The organism is Asticcacaulis solisilvae (assembly GCF_052327315.1).
In the GTDB taxonomy this organism is placed as follows: Bacteria; Pseudomonadota; Alphaproteobacteria; order Caulobacterales; family Caulobacteraceae; genus Asticcacaulis; species Asticcacaulis solisilvae_B.
Map to the genome: position 1 here is coordinate 2,513,865 of NZ_CP166196.1, position 15,785 is coordinate 2,529,649.

At 63.1% G+C, this 15,785-nt stretch carries 15 protein-coding genes and 1 pseudogene; 9 read left to right on the plus strand and 7 right to left on the minus strand.

What is annotated here, in order from left to right; all coding sequences use genetic code 11:
• Positions 1 to 59 precede the first annotated feature (59 nt).
• The 6 genes from AB8717_RS11890 to AB8717_RS11915 all read left to right on the plus strand — a co-directional run bounded on the left by AB8717_RS11890 (position 60) and on the right by AB8717_RS11915 (position 5,322).
• Positions 60 to 923 carry a D-amino-acid transaminase gene (locus tag AB8717_RS11890; protein WP_443747550.1) on the plus strand — a complete coding sequence of 288 codons (864 nt, stop codon included), beginning with the start codon at positions 60 to 62 and terminating at the stop codon, positions 921 to 923.
• Between the two features lie 179 nt (positions 924 to 1,102).
• Positions 1,103 to 1,351 (plus strand): RNA chaperone Hfq, encoded by a 249-nt coding sequence (gene hfq / locus AB8717_RS11895; protein ID WP_443747551.1) that lies wholly within the window; start codon positions 1,103 to 1,105, stop codon positions 1,349 to 1,351.
• 23 nt (positions 1,352 to 1,374) lie between these two features.
• Positions 1,375 to 2,691 (plus strand): GTPase HflX, encoded by a 1,317-nt coding sequence (gene hflX / locus AB8717_RS11900; protein ID WP_443747552.1) that lies wholly within the window; start codon positions 1,375 to 1,377, stop codon positions 2,689 to 2,691.
• A gap of 72 nt (positions 2,692 to 2,763) precedes the next feature.
• Positions 2,764 to 3,195, plus strand: a complete 432-nt coding sequence (locus tag AB8717_RS11905; RefSeq protein WP_443747553.1) for a MarR family winged helix-turn-helix transcriptional regulator — start codon at positions 2,764 to 2,766, stop codon at positions 3,193 to 3,195.
• The gene (locus tag AB8717_RS11910) at positions 3,192 to 4,727 is read left to right on the plus strand and encodes an MDR family MFS transporter (protein WP_443747554.1); all 1,536 of its coding nucleotides are present in this window, start codon (positions 3,192 to 3,194) and stop codon (positions 4,725 to 4,727) included. The genes AB8717_RS11905 and AB8717_RS11910 overlap by 4 nt, the downstream gene beginning before the upstream one ends.
• A gap of 37 nt (positions 4,728 to 4,764) precedes the next feature.
• Positions 4,765 to 5,322, plus strand: a complete 558-nt coding sequence (locus AB8717_RS11915) for a sugar O-acetyltransferase (protein ID WP_443747555.1) — start codon at positions 4,765 to 4,767, stop codon at positions 5,320 to 5,322.
• Here the strand turns inward: AB8717_RS11915 and AB8717_RS11920 are convergent, their stop codons facing one another.
• The 5 genes from AB8717_RS11920 to chrA all read right to left on the minus strand — a co-directional run bounded on the left by AB8717_RS11920 (position 5,323) and on the right by chrA (position 10,005).
• On the minus strand, positions 5,323 to 5,901 hold the full coding sequence (locus AB8717_RS11920) for a winged helix-turn-helix transcriptional regulator (RefSeq protein WP_443747556.1): 579 nt from the start codon (positions 5,899 to 5,901) through the stop codon (positions 5,323 to 5,325).
• Positions 5,902 to 6,036: 135 nt separating this feature from the next.
• Positions 6,037 to 6,477, minus strand: a complete 441-nt coding sequence (locus AB8717_RS11925) for a hypothetical protein (RefSeq protein ID WP_443747557.1) — start codon at positions 6,475 to 6,477, stop codon at positions 6,037 to 6,039.
• Positions 6,477 to 7,235, minus strand: a complete 759-nt coding sequence (mazG, locus tag AB8717_RS11930; protein ID WP_443750882.1) for a nucleoside triphosphate pyrophosphohydrolase — start codon at positions 7,233 to 7,235, stop codon at positions 6,477 to 6,479. The genes AB8717_RS11925 and mazG overlap by 1 nt, the downstream gene beginning before the upstream one ends.
• A gap of 29 nt (positions 7,236 to 7,264) precedes the next feature.
• Positions 7,265 to 8,605 carry an MFS transporter gene (locus AB8717_RS11935; protein WP_443747558.1) on the minus strand — a complete coding sequence of 447 codons (1,341 nt, stop codon included), beginning with the start codon at positions 8,603 to 8,605 and terminating at the stop codon, positions 7,265 to 7,267.
• A gap of 62 nt (positions 8,606 to 8,667) precedes the next feature.
• Positions 8,668 to 10,005, minus strand: coding sequence for a chromate efflux transporter (gene chrA / locus AB8717_RS11940; protein WP_443747559.1), 1,338 nt, complete (start codon positions 10,003 to 10,005; stop codon positions 8,668 to 8,670).
• A 210-nt stretch (positions 10,006 to 10,215) separates the two neighbouring features.
• On the opposite strand from chrA, the pseudogene AB8717_RS11945 reads away from it, so the two are divergent.
• Positions 10,216 to 10,589, plus strand: a pseudogene (locus tag AB8717_RS11945) (DUF1203 domain-containing protein).
• Here the strand turns inward: AB8717_RS11945 and AB8717_RS11950 are convergent.
• Positions 10,586 to 11,497, minus strand: a complete 912-nt coding sequence (locus tag AB8717_RS11950) for a LysR family transcriptional regulator (RefSeq protein WP_443747560.1) — start codon at positions 11,495 to 11,497, stop codon at positions 10,586 to 10,588. The pseudogene AB8717_RS11945 and the gene AB8717_RS11950 sit on opposite strands and share 4 nt — an antisense overlap.
• Before the next feature lie 199 nt (positions 11,498 to 11,696).
• Here AB8717_RS11950 and AB8717_RS11955 point away from each other — a divergent pair, with 199 nt between their 5' ends.
• Positions 11,697 to 13,379: a methyl-accepting chemotaxis protein gene (locus AB8717_RS11955; RefSeq protein ID WP_443747561.1), complete on the plus strand. Its 1,683-nt coding sequence runs from the start codon at positions 11,697 to 11,699 to the stop codon at positions 13,377 to 13,379.
• Between the two features lie 130 nt (positions 13,380 to 13,509).
• Complete coding sequence (locus AB8717_RS11960; RefSeq protein WP_443747562.1) at positions 13,510 to 13,905, plus strand: hypothetical protein; 396 nt, start codon at positions 13,510 to 13,512, stop codon at positions 13,903 to 13,905.
• A 106-nt stretch (positions 13,906 to 14,011) separates the two neighbouring features.
• On the opposite strand, the gene tuf is transcribed toward AB8717_RS11960, so the two are convergent.
• Positions 14,012 to 15,196 (minus strand): elongation factor Tu, encoded by a 1,185-nt coding sequence (tuf, locus tag AB8717_RS11965; protein ID WP_443747563.1) that lies wholly within the window; start codon positions 15,194 to 15,196, stop codon positions 14,012 to 14,014.
• Between the last annotated feature and the right edge of the window lie 589 nt (positions 15,197 to 15,785).

Sequence of the window (15,785 nt, forward strand, 5' to 3'; positions counted from 1 at the left end):
ACCCTTGCCAAAGCGGGTACCCGCATGCGATTGGAGCACACAGCCTAAAGGACAAACCCATGCCCCGCACAGCCTATGTCAACGGCGCTTACGTGCCGCTTCGCGACGCTGCCGTCTCGATCGAGGACCGCGGGCTTTTGTTCGCGGATGCGGTCTATGAGGTCTGGTCGGTATTCGGCGGGCAACTGGCCGATCTCGACGGCCACCTCAACCGGCTTGAGCGATCCTTGCGCGAACTGAAAATGGCCATGCCGATGCCGCGCGCCTCGCTGCTGACCGTCCTCAACGAAGTCGTTCGCCGCAACCGTATCCTCGAAGGCATGGTCTATCTGCAGGTCAGCCGCGGCGCCGCCCCCCGCGACCACGTCTTCCCGGTGGACGTGAAACCCGGCGTCATCATCACCGCACGTCCTGTCGACCGTGAAGCCGCTGCGCTTAAGGCCGAACATGGCATCAAGGCCATGAGCGCCCCCGATATCCGATGGGGCCGTTGCGATATCAAGACCACGGGCCTGTTGCCCAACGTCCTGGCCAAACAGGCGGCGAAAGAGCAGGGCGCGGGCGAAGTCATCTTCGTCGATGCGGACGGTTTCGTCACCGAAGGCGGATCGACCAATGTCTACATGGTCGGCGACGACGGCGTCATTCGTACACGCAGCCTCAACGCCAACATCCTGGCGGGGGTCACGCGGCTCAACCTGCTGTCAGTCATCGCCGAATCGGGCCTCGACATCCGCGAAGAGGCCTTCACGCTCGAAGACGCGAAAAAGGCCCGCGAAGTCTTCATTTCCGCGGCCACCAGCCTGGTCATGCCGATCGTGGCGATCGACGGCCAGCCGATCGGTAACGGAGCGCCGGGCCTTGTCGCGACAGCGTTACGCGAAGCCTATATCGACCGGGCACACCGTACCGCGGGCGTCTGAACGCCACCCCATCGCTTTTTTTCGCGGGCGCGGTTGATAAACCGCGAAAGTTTCGCCTAATATGACTTTGCGCACCTTAGGGTGAGCATACACTTTCACGACCGGCAAAGACCGGCGTGTACCTGATGTCTGTGTCGGGGGCGCGGTGCCCCCAATTCTAGAAACGAGAAGGGCCACCAATGTCCCACGATAAAAAGCAAAACCTGCAGGATACGTTCCTCAACAGTGTCCGCAAAACCAAAACCCCGCTCACCATTTTCCTGATCAACGGCGTCAAGCTGCAGGGCATTGTCAGCTGGTTCGACAACTTCTGCGTGTTGCTGCGCCGCGACGGTCAGTCGCAGCTGGTGTATAAGCACGCGATCTCGACCATCATGCCTGCTGCCCCCGTCCAGCTCTACGAGCAGGAAGAAGACTCCGATGATTAAGTCCCTGAAAGGGGCTGCTTTCATTGTCTGACCGTTATCATGACCACGCTCCCCCGGTGGAGCGTGCTGTCGTGGTCGACCCGGATCTGGGCCACCATGCCACCGGCACTGAACGCCGGTACGAAGAGTCGCGTCTGGAAGAAGCCTGCGGGCTGGCCCTGGCGCTCGACCTCGAGATCGTCGGCGAGACCACAGCGCGTGTCCGCAAGATCAATCCCGCCACCCTGTTCGGTCAGGGGAAGGTCGAGGAAATCAAGGCTTTGAGCGATTCCGTTGATGCGACCCTGGTCGTCGTCAACGGCGTGCTGACGCCGATCCAGCAGCGCAATCTCGAAAAGGACCTTGGCCGCAAGGTCGTCGACCGCACAGGCCTGATCCTCGAAATCTTCGGCCGGCGCGCCCGCACGCGCGAAGGCAAGCTGCAGGTCGAGCTGGCGCGTCTGGAATACGAGCGCTCACGCCTGGTGCGCACCTGGACCCACCTTGAGCGCCAGCGCGCCTCCGGCACCACCGGCGGCCCCGGCGAAACCCAGATCGAACTCGACCGGCGCATGATCGCCGACCGCATCAAGCTTCTCAAAGAGGAGCTTGACGAGGTCCGGCGCACGCGGGCGCTGCACCGTTCGGCGCGCAAAAAGGTGCCGTATCCGATCGTCGCCCTGGTCGGCTACACCAATGCCGGCAAGTCGACCCTGTTCAACCGCCTGACGCGCGCCGAGGTCTTCGCCAAGGACCTTTTGTTCGCCACGCTCGACACGACCCTGCGCACGCTGAAACTGCCCAATGGCCGCTCAGCCATCCTGTCGGACACGGTGGGCTTCATCTCGGACCTGCCGCACGAACTGGTCGCTGCCTTCCGCGCCACGCTGGAAGAGGTGGTCGAGGCCGACCTGATCCTGCACGTACGCGACGTCGCCAACCCCGAGACCGAGGCCCAGAAGGCCGACGTCGAAGAGGTGCTGAAGACCATCCTGCCCGAACTCGACCAGGGCCGGATGATCGAGGTGTGGAACAAGATCGACCTGATGGACGAAGAGGCGAAGGACGTTCTCTACGCCCGCGCCACCACCGCCCGCGAAGCCAACCGGCCATTGCCGGTGTCGGCAGTGAGCGGCGAGGGGCTGGACGCGCTGCTGAGCCAGGTGGCGCAACTGGTCGACGCCGCCGGCGAGGAGATGGACATCGTGCTGGATCCGCACCGCGGCGACGTGCTGGCGTTTTTGTATCAGAACGGTCGGGTGCTCGACCGCCACGACGACGAGACCGGCCGCGTCCATCTGCGCGTCAAACTGTCCGACCAGGCGTATGGGCGCTACGAGAAGCTGGTTTCGCATAGCTGAAATACGAAGTGTCTTGCCTTGTCGATGAGTCAGGCGTAAATAGTTAGATATCTAATTATTAGCCGGCGAACCATGACACCCGAAGAACGCTTTTCCCGCGCCCTGCACAGCACCGCCCGCCAGTGGCGCGTCGCCCTCGATGCGCGCCTGAAAGACCTTGGCGTTTCCCAGGCCGGCTGGATGACCATCGCCATGGTCGCAAAGGCCGACAAGCCGCCGTCGCAGGGCGAACTGGCAACGCAGTTGTCGGTCGAGCCGGCCACCATGGTCGCGATGATCGACCGGCTGGTGAAGGCCGGCTTGGTCGAACGCGTCGCCTGCACCACCGACCGCCGCATCAAACATATCCACCTGACCGCCGCAGGCGAGGCGATTTCCGACGAAGTCCATACCACCGCCGAAACTTTCCGTATGGATATCCTGCACGGGATCAGTCCAGACAAGCTGGATCAGTTTTCCGAATTACTGGAGCAAATCCAGAAGCGTATCGAGACATCTTCATGAGCGACGCCAATTCCGCATCCCCGCCGATCAACCGGACCATGATCACGATATCGATCATGCTGGCGACGATCATCGTCGCCATCGACGGCACCATCGCCAATGTCGCCCTGCCGCACATGCAGGGCTCGCTGAATGCGTCTTCGGACCAGATCACCTGGGTCCTGACCTCGTTCATCGTCGCGACCGCCATCGCCACGCCGCTGACCGGCTGGGTGTCGGACCGCATCGGCACCAAGATGCTGTTCCTGGTGTCGATCGCCGGCTTTACCCTGGCCTCGATCTTCTGCGGCGTTGCCGGATCGTTGACCGAAATGGTCGTTGCGCGCCTGTTGCAGGGTGTGTTCGGCGCCGCCCTGGTGCCGCTGTCGCAATCGACCCTGCTCGATATCAACCCGCGCGAAAAGCACGGTTCGGCCATGGCCGTCTGGGGCATGGGCGTCATGGTCGGCCCGATCCTGGGACCGACCCTGGGCGGCTGGCTGACCGACACCTATGACTGGCGCTGGTGCTTCTTCATCAACGTGCCGATCGGCGCGGCGGCCCTGTTCGGCATCTGGAACTTCATTCCCGACAACGGCGTGCGCAAGCCGACGAAGTTCGACATCTTCGGCTTTGCGATGCTGAGCCTGTTCATCGGCTCGCTGCAGATGCTGCTTGACCGCGGCCAGCAAAACGACTGGTTCTCGTCGTTCGAAACCTGGATAGAAGGCGTCCTGGCTTTCGTGTCGCTGGGCTTCTTCATCATCCATACGGCGACCAAGCCGGCGGGCCAGACCTTTTTCAACTACCGCCTGCTGATGAACCGCAACTTCACGACGGGCCTGCTGTTCATCTTCATCGTCGGCCTGGTCCTGTTCGCCACGCGGGCGCTGATGCCGTCGATGCTGCAAGGCCTGATGGGCTATACGCCCTACTATGCCGGCATCATTACGGCGCCCGGCGGCCTCGGCACCATGCTGGCCATGATGATCGTCGGCCGCATGGTGGGCAAGGTCGACCTGCGGCTGATCCTGGGCGTCGGCTTCTTCCTGACGGGCCTAACCCTGTGGATGATGACCAAGTACACGGTCGAGACCTCGCAGATGGCGATCATCATTCCGGGCGTCATCCAGGGCTTCGGCCTGGGCCTGGTCTTCGTGCCCCTGTCGGCGGCGACGTTTGCGACCCTGTCGGGCGACCTGCGTCCCGACGGCACCTCGATCTACAGCCTGGTGCGCAATATCGGCTCGTCGATCGGCATCGCCACCGTCCAGGCCCTGCTGGTCGGCAACACCCAGACCATCCACGAAAGCCTGGTGGCCAATGTCACGGCCCAGCACCCCGAGATGCTGGCCGACGCGCATACGGCCCTGTCGCTCAATGGCGAAATCACGCGCCAGGCCAGCATGGTCGCCTATATCGACGACTTCTGGCTGATGATGATCATGTGCTTCCTGGCCATGCCGCTGCTGCTGCTGATCAAGCAGCCCAAGCGCGCCGCCAAGCCGACCCGGGAAGAAGAAGAACATATCGAACTGGCGGCGCTGGAATAGGAATCGCGATAGGCATGGACGTTCCTAAGGAGCGCCCATGCCGAACGACGATCGCAGCACCCTTATCGCCCGCCGGACGCCGGAGTCGGCCGCCATGGTCGCCGCAGTCCAGCGCGCCATGGCGATCACGCCGGTCCTCAACCGCCTCACCATGGCCGAAGCCGGGCAAGTCCGCGCGGTATTCAGCGATCTGATCGGCGCCGAGGTCGATGAGGGCTTTTCGCTGATCCCGCCGTTTTACACCACCGGCGGCGAAAATATCCGCCTGGGCCGGCGTGTCTTCATCAACCAGAATTGCACGATGTATGACCTGGGCGGGATCGACATCGGCGACGACGTCATGATCGGGCCGAATGTCAGCCTCATCACCTCCGGCCATCCGGTTGCGCCGTCAAAGCGCCGCGACGGCGTGACCGCCAGTCCGATCGTCATCGGGAAAAACGTCTGGATCGCCGCCAATGTGACCATCATCGGCGGCGTGACGATAGGCGACAATTCGGTGGTGGCGGCAGGTTCGGTCGTCACCAGGGATGTGCCGCCGGACACCCTGGCCGCCGGCAATCCGGCGCGCGTCTTGCGGTCTATAGCCGAATAGTCAGAACAGGCTCAGCGTCTCGTCGGCCGGATCGACCTCGGCCTCGCGCACCGATTTCGCCTTGGTTCTCGGCGTAAAGTTGCGCACCAGCTTGCCGGCAAAGCCCTGCTTGTTCTTCTGCATTTCCGCCACGATCTCCTTCGGCATGTCGATGCGCTGCTCGTGCTTGAGGCTGAACAGGGTCATTTCGACAAGGAGAGGGGCCAGGTCAGCGCCCTTGGACGTCAGGGCGTAGATATATTTGCGCGCGTCGGCCGGGTCGGCCGCCTTGCTGATCAGGCCGTTCTGCTCAAGCTTCTGCAGGCGGTCGGCCAGGATATTGGTGGCGATGCGCTCATCCGACCGCAGGAAGGCCTGATAGCTGGTATGGCCGCGCAGCATCAGGTCGCGCACGATCAGCATCGACCAGCTGTCCCCGACGGCTTCCAGCACCAGGTTGATCGGGCACAGGGACCGGTTCTTCTGCGCGCGCGGCGGCAGCGGCTTTACCGCCTTGGCCTTGGGGGCGTCGCCGCGGATCAGGCGCGAACGCGGCGGCGGCGGAGCAGGGGGCGTGGTCGATTTCTTCTGACGCGGCATGACAAAACTCAGTGGCGATTTACAAGTCTTAACGTCAGGACCCCACGATTCGCAATCCACCACGGCGACTTACTTGTGGAGCGAAAGCGAAAAGAGAAGACAGCTTGCGCACAAGCATAGAAGGCAAACTGCAAGCTATTTCAAAGCCTGCCGGATGACACCCAAAGGCCTTGTGACAACAGGGGATCTGTCGCCGCAGGCGTAACGGATCGAGACCTTGCGATGGTCCTGCGTCAGGCCCAGCAGACAGACATCGGCGGCGCCGTTCGTCCGCCATTTGGCGACGTCTTGGTCGAGAAAATGCACGCTGCGAAAGGTGATCAGAATATTGCGCAGGGCGTAGGCCGAGACGGTGCGCTGCGTCTTGTGGCCGGCCTCCGTGATCTCCGTCCGGCCATCGGCGGCAATGACGACGCGCTCTATCGCGCAGGCTCCGCCGCAGCCCGATTTCGCGAAGACGATTTCGGTATCGGACGGCACCGGGCTGGACGACACCGTGACATAATAGGCGCCGATCAGGCCGGCGCACAGGCCGAGGCTGATCAGGGTATTGCGCAGGCCCTTCGGGAGCGCCATCAGCCCGCCTGATGCTCCGCCTGCTTGATGCGGTTCCAGATGGCGTCCATCTCTTCCAGCGTCGCTTCGTCGGGCGTACGGCCCTGCGCCTTCAGCTCGGCCTCGATAGCCGAGAAGCGGCGGACGAATTTGCGATTGGTGCCGCGCAGGGCGTCCTCGGGCTCGACATCGAGCTTGCGTGCCAGGTTGGCCATGACGAACAGCAGGTCACCCAGTTCCTCGCGCGCCTTGGGCAGGTCGCCGGCCGCGATCTCGGCCTTGAGCTCGAGCGTCTCCTCGTCGAGCTTGTCGACCACCTCATTGAGCGTCGGCCAGTCGAAGCCGACCCGCGCCGCACGCTTGGTCAGTTTGGCGGCGCGCGTCAGGGCCGGCAGCCCCACGGGCACGTCGTCCAAAATACCGCCCTTGTCCTTGGCCTTGCGCTCCTCGGCCTTGACGACCTCCCAGGCAACAGTCTGCTCTTCCGCCGTGCGGTGGCTGACATCGCCGAAGACGTGCGGATGACGGCGGATCAGCTTTTCCGCCATGCCGTGGGCCACGTCGTTGAAATCGAACAGGCCCTGCTCCTCGGCCATGCGCGCGTGAAAAACGACCTGGAACAACAGGTCGCCCAGTTCTTCCTTGAGGTCGCGCATGTCGTTGCGCTCGATAGCGTCGGAGACCTCGTACGATTCCTCGATCGTATAGGGGGCGATGGAGGCGAAGGTCTGCTCGCGGTCCCAGGGGCAGCCGGTTTCCGGGTCGCGCAGCCGGCGCATGACCTCAAGCAGCGCTTCGATAGGATGGGTCACGTCAGGTCCTTGGCTTTCAGGCGCGCCATGATGTCGGCATGGCGCTTTGCGGAAAGATCATAGTCTTTCATGGCCAGCGCGCCAAGCAGCAGGAACAGCACAGGCAAACCAATGAACAGGATTTGCAGCCAGACCAGGGCTTCGGGCGGGCTCGCCGCCGGCGCCTTGACGTTGAAGTGCAGCCAGCCGACCACCGTGATGGTAAAGGCCGACAGGGCATAGCCGATCTTGGTGGTGGCCGACAGGATGGCCATCAGCGTGCCCTTGTGGTCATGGCCGGTGTCCAGCCTGACCTCGTCGCCGATATCGGCCATGCAGGCGCGCGTCAGCAGCAGCGACGCGGCATAAGGGATGCCGTTGAGGAAGGTCATCAGGGCACAGACCGGAAAGTTGCCCTTGGGCGCAAAATACATGGCGGCGTATAGCGCGGCGAAGATGATGCTGGAAACGATCAGGGTTGCGTGCTTGCCGATCGCCTTCGACACCAGCACCCAGATCGGCGCCCCGACGATCCCCGCCAGGAAATAGAGCAGCATGGCGATGCTGGTCTGCATCCGGTCCAGCCCCTTGGTCTCTTCGAAGAAGTAGAAGAAGAGCGCGCCCATAACGCCCGGCGCCAGCCCCATGAACAGGTCGCACCACAGAATGGCGCGGACATTGCGGTACTTCCACATATCGAAATAGTGGCTAAGCTTGATGTCGTGCGTTGCCGCGTCCGATACCTTTTCCGGCACGATCCACAAGGCGACGCCGATAGTGATGGGCAGACTGATCATGATGAACAGGCCCATGGCCTGCACGCCTTGGATATAGGTGTAGTGCAGCGACTGCGCGATCACCGGGATCAGCGCCACACACAGGATGCCGAAGATGTTGCCGACCTGCCACCAGGCGAAGATGCGCGAGCGCTCATTATAGTCCGACGACAGGACGGTGCCCCAGCTGGCCTGACTGAGCGCCGCGATCGAGAAGCCGACATAGAGTACGAACAGCCAGATCCCGAGATAGGGCGCGCCAACGCCCTTGTGCGCCAGGAAGATAAAGCCCGTCGACACGAACAGGATCGGCAGGCAGATCAGCATCCACAGCTTGAATCGGCCGAGTTTCGTGCGGGTACGGTCCATCCAGAAACCGAGCGGCGGATCGACGAGGATGTCGAAACAGCGCACGATCAGGAAGACCAGGCCGACAATGCCGCCGACCTGAAGCTGCGTGCCATAATATTCCGGCAGGGTCACCGCCAACGGCAAACCCAGGGCGGCAAAGGGAATGCAGGGGCCGATAAAGGCCAGCAGGTGGCCCAGAGATACCTTGTCCGATGATGCGGTGCCCGACATGATTCCCCCGTTTGCTGCAGTCTTCAAGAATTACGCGAGGTAACCGCCTTTGCCAACCGGCATCACAGGAAATGGATGGCCAGGCCGGCGACGGCGCACAGGGCGATGACCAGCATGACATTGGCCTTGAAGCGGATCAGGGCCGCCGCCGCCACAACGGCGATGGCTGCTGATATCCAGTCGAAGGCGCCGCCGAAGCCTTGCGGCCACAGGACGTGGTAGCCGAAGAAGAGGGCCAGGTTCAGGATGACGCCGACAACCGCGGCCGTGACGGCGGTCAGCGGCGCCGTGAACTTCACATTACCATGCGTCGTTTCGATCAGCGGCCCGCCGGCGAAGATGAAGAGGAAGGACGGCACAAAGGTCACCCAGGTCACGACCAGCGCTGCCGCCGCGCCCGCCGCGAACTGCGCCTCAGGCCCCAGGAAGGCCTTGGTCCAGCCGCCGACAAAGGCGACAAAGGTCACGACCATGATCAGCGGGCCGGGCGTGGTTTCACCCAATGCCAGGCCATCTATCATCTGCGTGCCGGTCAGCCAGCCATACTGCGTCACGGCGCCCTGGTAGACATAGGGCAGGACGGCATAGGCGCCGCCGAAGGTCAGAAGGGCCGCCTTGGAAAAGAAGACGCCCATTTGGGTCAGCGGATGGGCCCGGCCGAGCAGCAGTCCGATAGCCACTACCGGCAACACCCATAATACCGCGCCGACGACAACAACGCATGTCAGCCGCGCCCAGCTGAACCGGGCATGGGCGGGCGTCGGCGTATCGTCATCAACCAACGCCGCGCCATAGGATTTGTCCGCCCCGCCATGACCACCGCCAACGCTGAAGGTCGCGGGTGACGCCTTGCCGCCGACGGCGCCGACCAGTCCGGCCACCAGCACGATCAAAGGGAAGGGTGCGTGGAAGGCAAATATGGCGACAAAGGCTGTGGCGGCGATCGCCCACAGCACCGGGTTCTTCAGCACCCGGCCACCAATGCGGTAAACGGCCTGCACGACGATGGCGGTTACCGCCGGCTTGATGCCGTAGAACAGCGCCATCACCACCGGCACATGGCCGAAGGTGACATAGACAAACGACAGTCCCGTAAGGATGAAGAGCGACGGCAGGACGAACAAGCCACCGGCAACGATCCCGCCCTTCGTGCGATGCATGAGCCAGCCCATGTATGTCGCCAGCTGCTGGGCTTCCGGTCCCGGCAGCATCATGCAGTAGTTGAGGGCGTGGAGAAACCTGCGCTCCGATATCCAGCGCTTCTGCTCGACCAGTTCCTGGTGCATGACGGCAATCTGCCCGGCGGGCCCGCCGAACGAAATAAAGCCGAGCTTGAGCCAGAACAAGAAAGCCTGGGCGAAGCTCACCGGCTCAGGCGGCTTTGATGTGTCGTCCGTCATGGGGCCTCCGACGCCGGTCATCGCCGACATTACGCAGACTGAATTCCACGGCAAGAAGCGAAGCGAAGGGCGCGCCGGCTTTATTCATAGTGGCCGGGTCGTCTACAGGAGTTTTCCATGTCCTTCCGCATTACCGGCCTCGATCCGCAGCCCTTTAGCCATCTCTACGGCCTGGGCGACGCCGCCCTGTTCGCGCGCGGCGTCCGCCGCATGGTGGCCGACAAAAGTCCGGGCTTTCCCGACCGCATTGAACTGCGTGATCTGGAAATCGGTGAAAAGGTTTTACTTTTGAATTACATGCACCAACCAGCTGATTCGCCGTATCGCTCAAGCCACGCCGTCTTCGTGCGCGAAGGCGCCGACCGTCCCCTTGATGTAAGGGATGAAGTTCCTGATGTCATCCGCCGGCGTCTGATATCGCTGCGGGCCTTCGACTGGGACGGCAACATGCTTGATGCAGATGTTATGGATGGAATGGAAATAGAAAATACTATCAAACTCTTTTCCAAAATCCTGACGTATCGTATCTGCACGCCCACTATGCCAAACGCGGCTGTTATGCCGCGCGCATCACGCGCGACTAAACCGTCCGCGAATTGAAACGCAGAACCAGGAAGTCCAGCAGGGTGCGAACCCGGCGGACCGAATTGCGCCCCGGCGGAGTCAGCAAGGTGATGGGGGAAACGCCCCAGTTGACCTCAGGCAGCACTTCGACGGCCTGGCCACCGGCAACGGCCGTATGCGTCACATAGGATGGCAGGACGGTCAGTCCCTGTCCCGCCGTCACCGCCGCCATCAGGGTCGTGGCGCTGTTCGAGCGTAGCTGCGGCGTAACGCGCAGGGGGACGATTTCGTCCCCGGCATGGTACCGCCACAGCTCCTGTGGATAGAGGCTGCTGTAGTGCAGGATACGGTGGTTGCAGAGATCTTCCGGTCGCTCGATACGGGAACTGCGTTCCAGATAGGCGGGGCTGGCCACCAGGGTCCGGCGCGAGTGGCAGAGCAGGCGGCCGATCAGCGCGGAATCGCCGAGATGGCCTGTCCGGACCGCGATATCGAAACCTTCGCGCACGACATCGACCTTGTCGTCCGAGATGTTGATGTCGAGTTCGACGCTGGGATGCATCTCCATGAACTCGGCGAACAGCGAAGCCAGATAGTTGACGCCGAAATAGATCGGGATAGTGACGCGTATCCGCCCGGAAACGTCCTGCAACGCCCCACCGACCGACTCCGCCGCGCTGTCGAGTTGCCCCATGGCCGCACGCGCCAGCTCGTAATAGACTTGGCCTTCCTCGGTCAGCAGGGCGCCGGACGAGGTTCGCTGCAGCAATGCGACCGACAGGGCCTGTTCCAGGCGCGCCACCCGGCGCGACACGATCGACTTCGCCGCCTCCAGCCGGTGCGCCGCGCGTGTGAAGCTCCCGGTCTCGGCCACCACGAAAAACGCCCGCAGATCGGCGAATTCCAGCGCGTTCAGGTCGCTGCGCATGCCCGTCTTCCCCAGTCGGCCGGCATTCGCGCCGGTCTTGTGCCCTGTAACCCTGTTACGCCGATTCGCGGCCGCAAGGCGGAAAGTGTTCCGGTTTGGCGAACACCGCGTTCCGCATGAAGACTGTCTGCCTTAAGATAATCGAAAGCCAGGATTAACGATAAGGACGATCAGTTTTTGCTTTCGGTAGAGGGTTCCCGTGTTCAGGCATTTCACCATTCGCGCGCGCGTCATTGCGGCATTCGTCATCGTTCTGTTGGCCACCCTGGGCCTGGGCCTGTTCGCCGAACAGCGCCTGTCGGCGGTCAATGCCGCGGCCGACGACGTCGCCTCAAACTGGCTGCCGGCTTCGAACACGCTCGGAGACCTGGCGCAGAGCTTCGAGCTCTACCGGTCGCTGCAAGGCCAGGTGCTGCTGCTGTCGGGCGCCGACCGGGACGCCAAGCTGACCAAGATGCGCAAAACCCGCCAGGCGATGGAAGCCGCCTACAAGGCCTATCTACCGACGGTGAACACGCCCGAGGAACAGGTCATGTCCGACGCCATCGGCCAGGCCATGACCGCCTACCTGGCCGCCGAGGCCGACTACATGACCGCCGTTGAAAGCGGCGACACGGCCAAGGCGACACAGGAATTTTCCTTCACCATGCAGCCGCTGGTCGACGCCATGCGCTCGGCCGTGGTCAAGGATCGCGCCTACCAGTTGACCGAGGGCCGCAAGGCCGCCGCCGCCGGCATCAAGCTGGGCGAAAGCGCGCGCGTTCTGATCATGGTCGCCCTGACCCTCACGGCCGGGTTCTGCGTGCTGATCGGCTTCGTCATGATCCGCACCATCTCGATGCCGATCTCGCGCATGGCCGCCGTCATGGGCGTGCTGTCGAAGGGCGATACCTCGGTCTCAATTCCGAATGTTGGAGAACGCAATGAAATCGGGGACATGGCCAAGGCAGTTGATGTCTTCCGCGAAGGCATGATCCGCAATCTCGCGCTGGAAGCCGAGGCCGCCGAAGCGCGCGAAATGGCCGAGACCGAGCGCAAGCAGACCATGGTCAGCCTGGCCGACCAGTTCGAAGGCGCTGTCGGCGGCATTGTCGGCATGGTGTCGTCGGCCGCCACCGAAATGCAGGCCACGGCCTCGCAGCTGACGGCCTCGGCCCAGGAATCCGCTGCCCAGGCGACGTCGGTTTCGGCCGCCGCCGAACAGGCCGGCACCAATGTCACCTCGGTCGCCGGCGCCGCCGAAGAGCTGGGCGCCTCGGTCGACGAAATCGCGCGCCAGGTCGAACATTCGCTGCAAAAGGCGCGCGAAGCCGTGACCGAAGCCGACGCCACCGCCGGGATCGTCGAACAGCTGAGTGAAGCCGCGGGCCGCATCAGCGGCATTGTCGAGATGATTTCAGGCATAGCCTCGCAGACCAACCTTTTGGCGCTCAATGCCACCATCGAGTCGGCCCGCGCCGGCGAAGCGGGCAAGGGCTTCGCCGTCGTGGCGTCCGAGGTCAAGGCGCTGGCCACCCAGACCTCGCGCGCCACCGCCGACATCAACGCCCAGGTCGAAGGCATCCAGACCACGACCCGCCAGGCTGTCGTCGCCATCCGCGCCATTACCGGCACCATCCGGGACATCAACGACAGCTCGGCCACCATCGCCGCCGCCGTCGAACAGCAGGGCGCCGCCACGCGCGAAATCGTCCAGGCTGTCAACCAGGCCTCGATCGGCACCACCGAAGTCACATCGAACATCACCGGTGTCGCCCGCATGGCGGAAGAGACCGGAGCCGGAGCTTCGCAGGTCCTGTCGGCATCCGCCGAACTGGCGGGCCAGGCCGAGCACCTGCGCGCTCAGGTCGACGCCTTCCTCAACCAGGTCCGCGCGGCCTGATACTGCCGGGTCCGTCGCTTAAGACAATCGAAAGGCGGACGTAGCAGACTGGGGACAATTATATGTTGCGGGAGAGTACTATGTTCAGCCAGTTCATTATCGGCGGACGCCGGATCGGGGCGGCCTGAACATGCGGTCACGTCTTGTTTTTCAAGTCCTGCCGGATGAACGTATCGCCATCGCCCGCTATATCGGCGACATCGGCGGCGACCGCATCGTTCCGGAATTGCAGGCTCACCTCGAGACATTGGACCAACCCTGGACGTGGGACATGATCATCGACCTGCGTCGCCACGAAGGCATAGTCGGCGTAGCGGATTACGAAGCCATGGCGGCCCATTGGAAGGGCCTCGCCAAGGGGCTGGATATCGGCCGGCGCTCGGCCGCCATTTCGTCCGACCCGCTGGTCGGCGCCCGCCTGACCGTGATGGACGCCCTGTTTCCAGGACGGATCATGGGCGCGTTCATGACCATGGAAGACGCGCGCGACTGGCTGCGTCAAGGCCGGGCTTCTGCCGCAGCATAGGCTGAGATTTCCTGCGGCCGGACCTTATGATCCGGCGATAAGATACGGTCATATATAAAAAAACGCCCGGCGCCGGGATAAACCCGGCGCCGGGCGTTTTGGCTTTTCAGGCCAGGACTTCGGTCACCAGGCCCGCGCCGACGGTCTTGCCGCCTTCGCGAATGGCGAACCGCATGCCCTTTTCGATGCCGACCGGCTTGCGCAGGTCGAAGCTGATCTCCGCTTGGTCGCCGGGCGACACGGCACCGTCGTCGGCGACATGGATCACGCCGGTGACGTCGGTGACGCCGAAGAAGAACTGCGGCTGGTAACCACCGCCGAACGCCGTGTGGCGGCCGCCTTCTTCCTTCGTCAGGACGAAGATCTGCGCCTTGCCACGGGTATGGGCCTTGATGGCGCCCGGCGCGGACAGGACCTGCCCGCGTTCGACGCCGTCACGCTTGAGACCGCGCAGCAACAGACCGACATTCATCCCGGCCCGGGCCTCCGGAATGTCCTTCCGGAAGGCCTGGGTGCCGGTGACCACGACTTCCTTGCCGTCGTTGTCGAGACCGACGATCTCGACCTTGTCGCCGACGCGGATCACGCCGCGTTCGACACGGCCGGAGACCACGGTGCCGCGGCCTTCGATCGTGTGCACGCCTTCGATCGGCATCAGGAACGGGCTGTCGAAGTCCCGCACCGGATCGGGGATCGCGCTGTCGAGCGCCGCCACCAGGTCGACGATGCCCTGGACGTCGGGATCGTTGAGATCGCCACGCGCCACGGCTTCGAGCGCCTTGAGCGCGCTGCCGAAGACGAAGGGCGTATTCTCATACCCCTGCGTGTCCAGAAGCGCCGCGGTCTCCAGCTGGATCAGCGCCATCATGTCTTCGCGCTCGTCTTCGGCCAGGGCGTCCAGCTTGTTGACGAACACGATCATGTGGCGAACCCCGACCTGCCTGGCCAGCAGGATGTGCTCGATCGTCTGCCTGGCGGCGCCCTTGGTGGCATCGACCAGCAGGATCGCGCCATCCATCTGCGAGGCGCCGGTGATCATGTTCTTGACGTAGTCGGCGTGACCCGGGCAGTCGATATGCGCGTAATGGCGCATCTCGGACTCGTACTCGACGTGGGCCGTGTTGATGGTGATGCCGCGGGCCTTTTCTTCCGGCGCGCGGTCGATTTCATCGAACAGGAGGCCCTTGCCGCCCAGGCGCGCCGCCTGCACCTGCGTGACCGCAGCCGTCAGGGTGGTCTTGCCGTGGTCGACGTGGCCGATGGTACCGACATTGACATGGATCTTGCTCATGTCTTCACACTTACATCCTTTGTTTGAACACCGCCAAACCCGGGTGATCAGTCCGGACCCAGCGGCCATTGGTATTTGGCGCGCCAAATTGGGGGAGGGCCGGCCTTGCGGGCGGCCCGAAAACGAAAAACCCGCCGGGCGGACCCGGCGGGTTGATAAGGATCAAACCCGGAGTCCGTCAGCGGCTCCGGGGCAGGGAAACGGAGCCTAGGTTGCGATTGCCCATGCGGCGTCGGCCGCGCGCAGTGCCTCTGCGCGTGCGGTTTCCGAGACGCCGGTGACCGTCGTGCTGGTCAGCATGGTTCAACCCTTTTGTGCGGGCGCAGCCTGACGACCGCGCATGAAAAAACCCTGGGAGGAGAAGCCTGCCAGGGTCCGAAACGAACGCGTGAGAGGCTTCGCCTCTCGTTCAACGAGAGACGCTATGAGGTGTAATAATACGATTCACAAGCTGTCTTTGTCATGGGGCGGCAGATATCACCGGGTTATCGGGAATTCAAGCCCATCCGCGAAAATAGTTCACATCGCAACGAAATTCGGCCCGGACGCGATACACGCATCCGGGCCAAATTCTATGAGAAATTTGAAA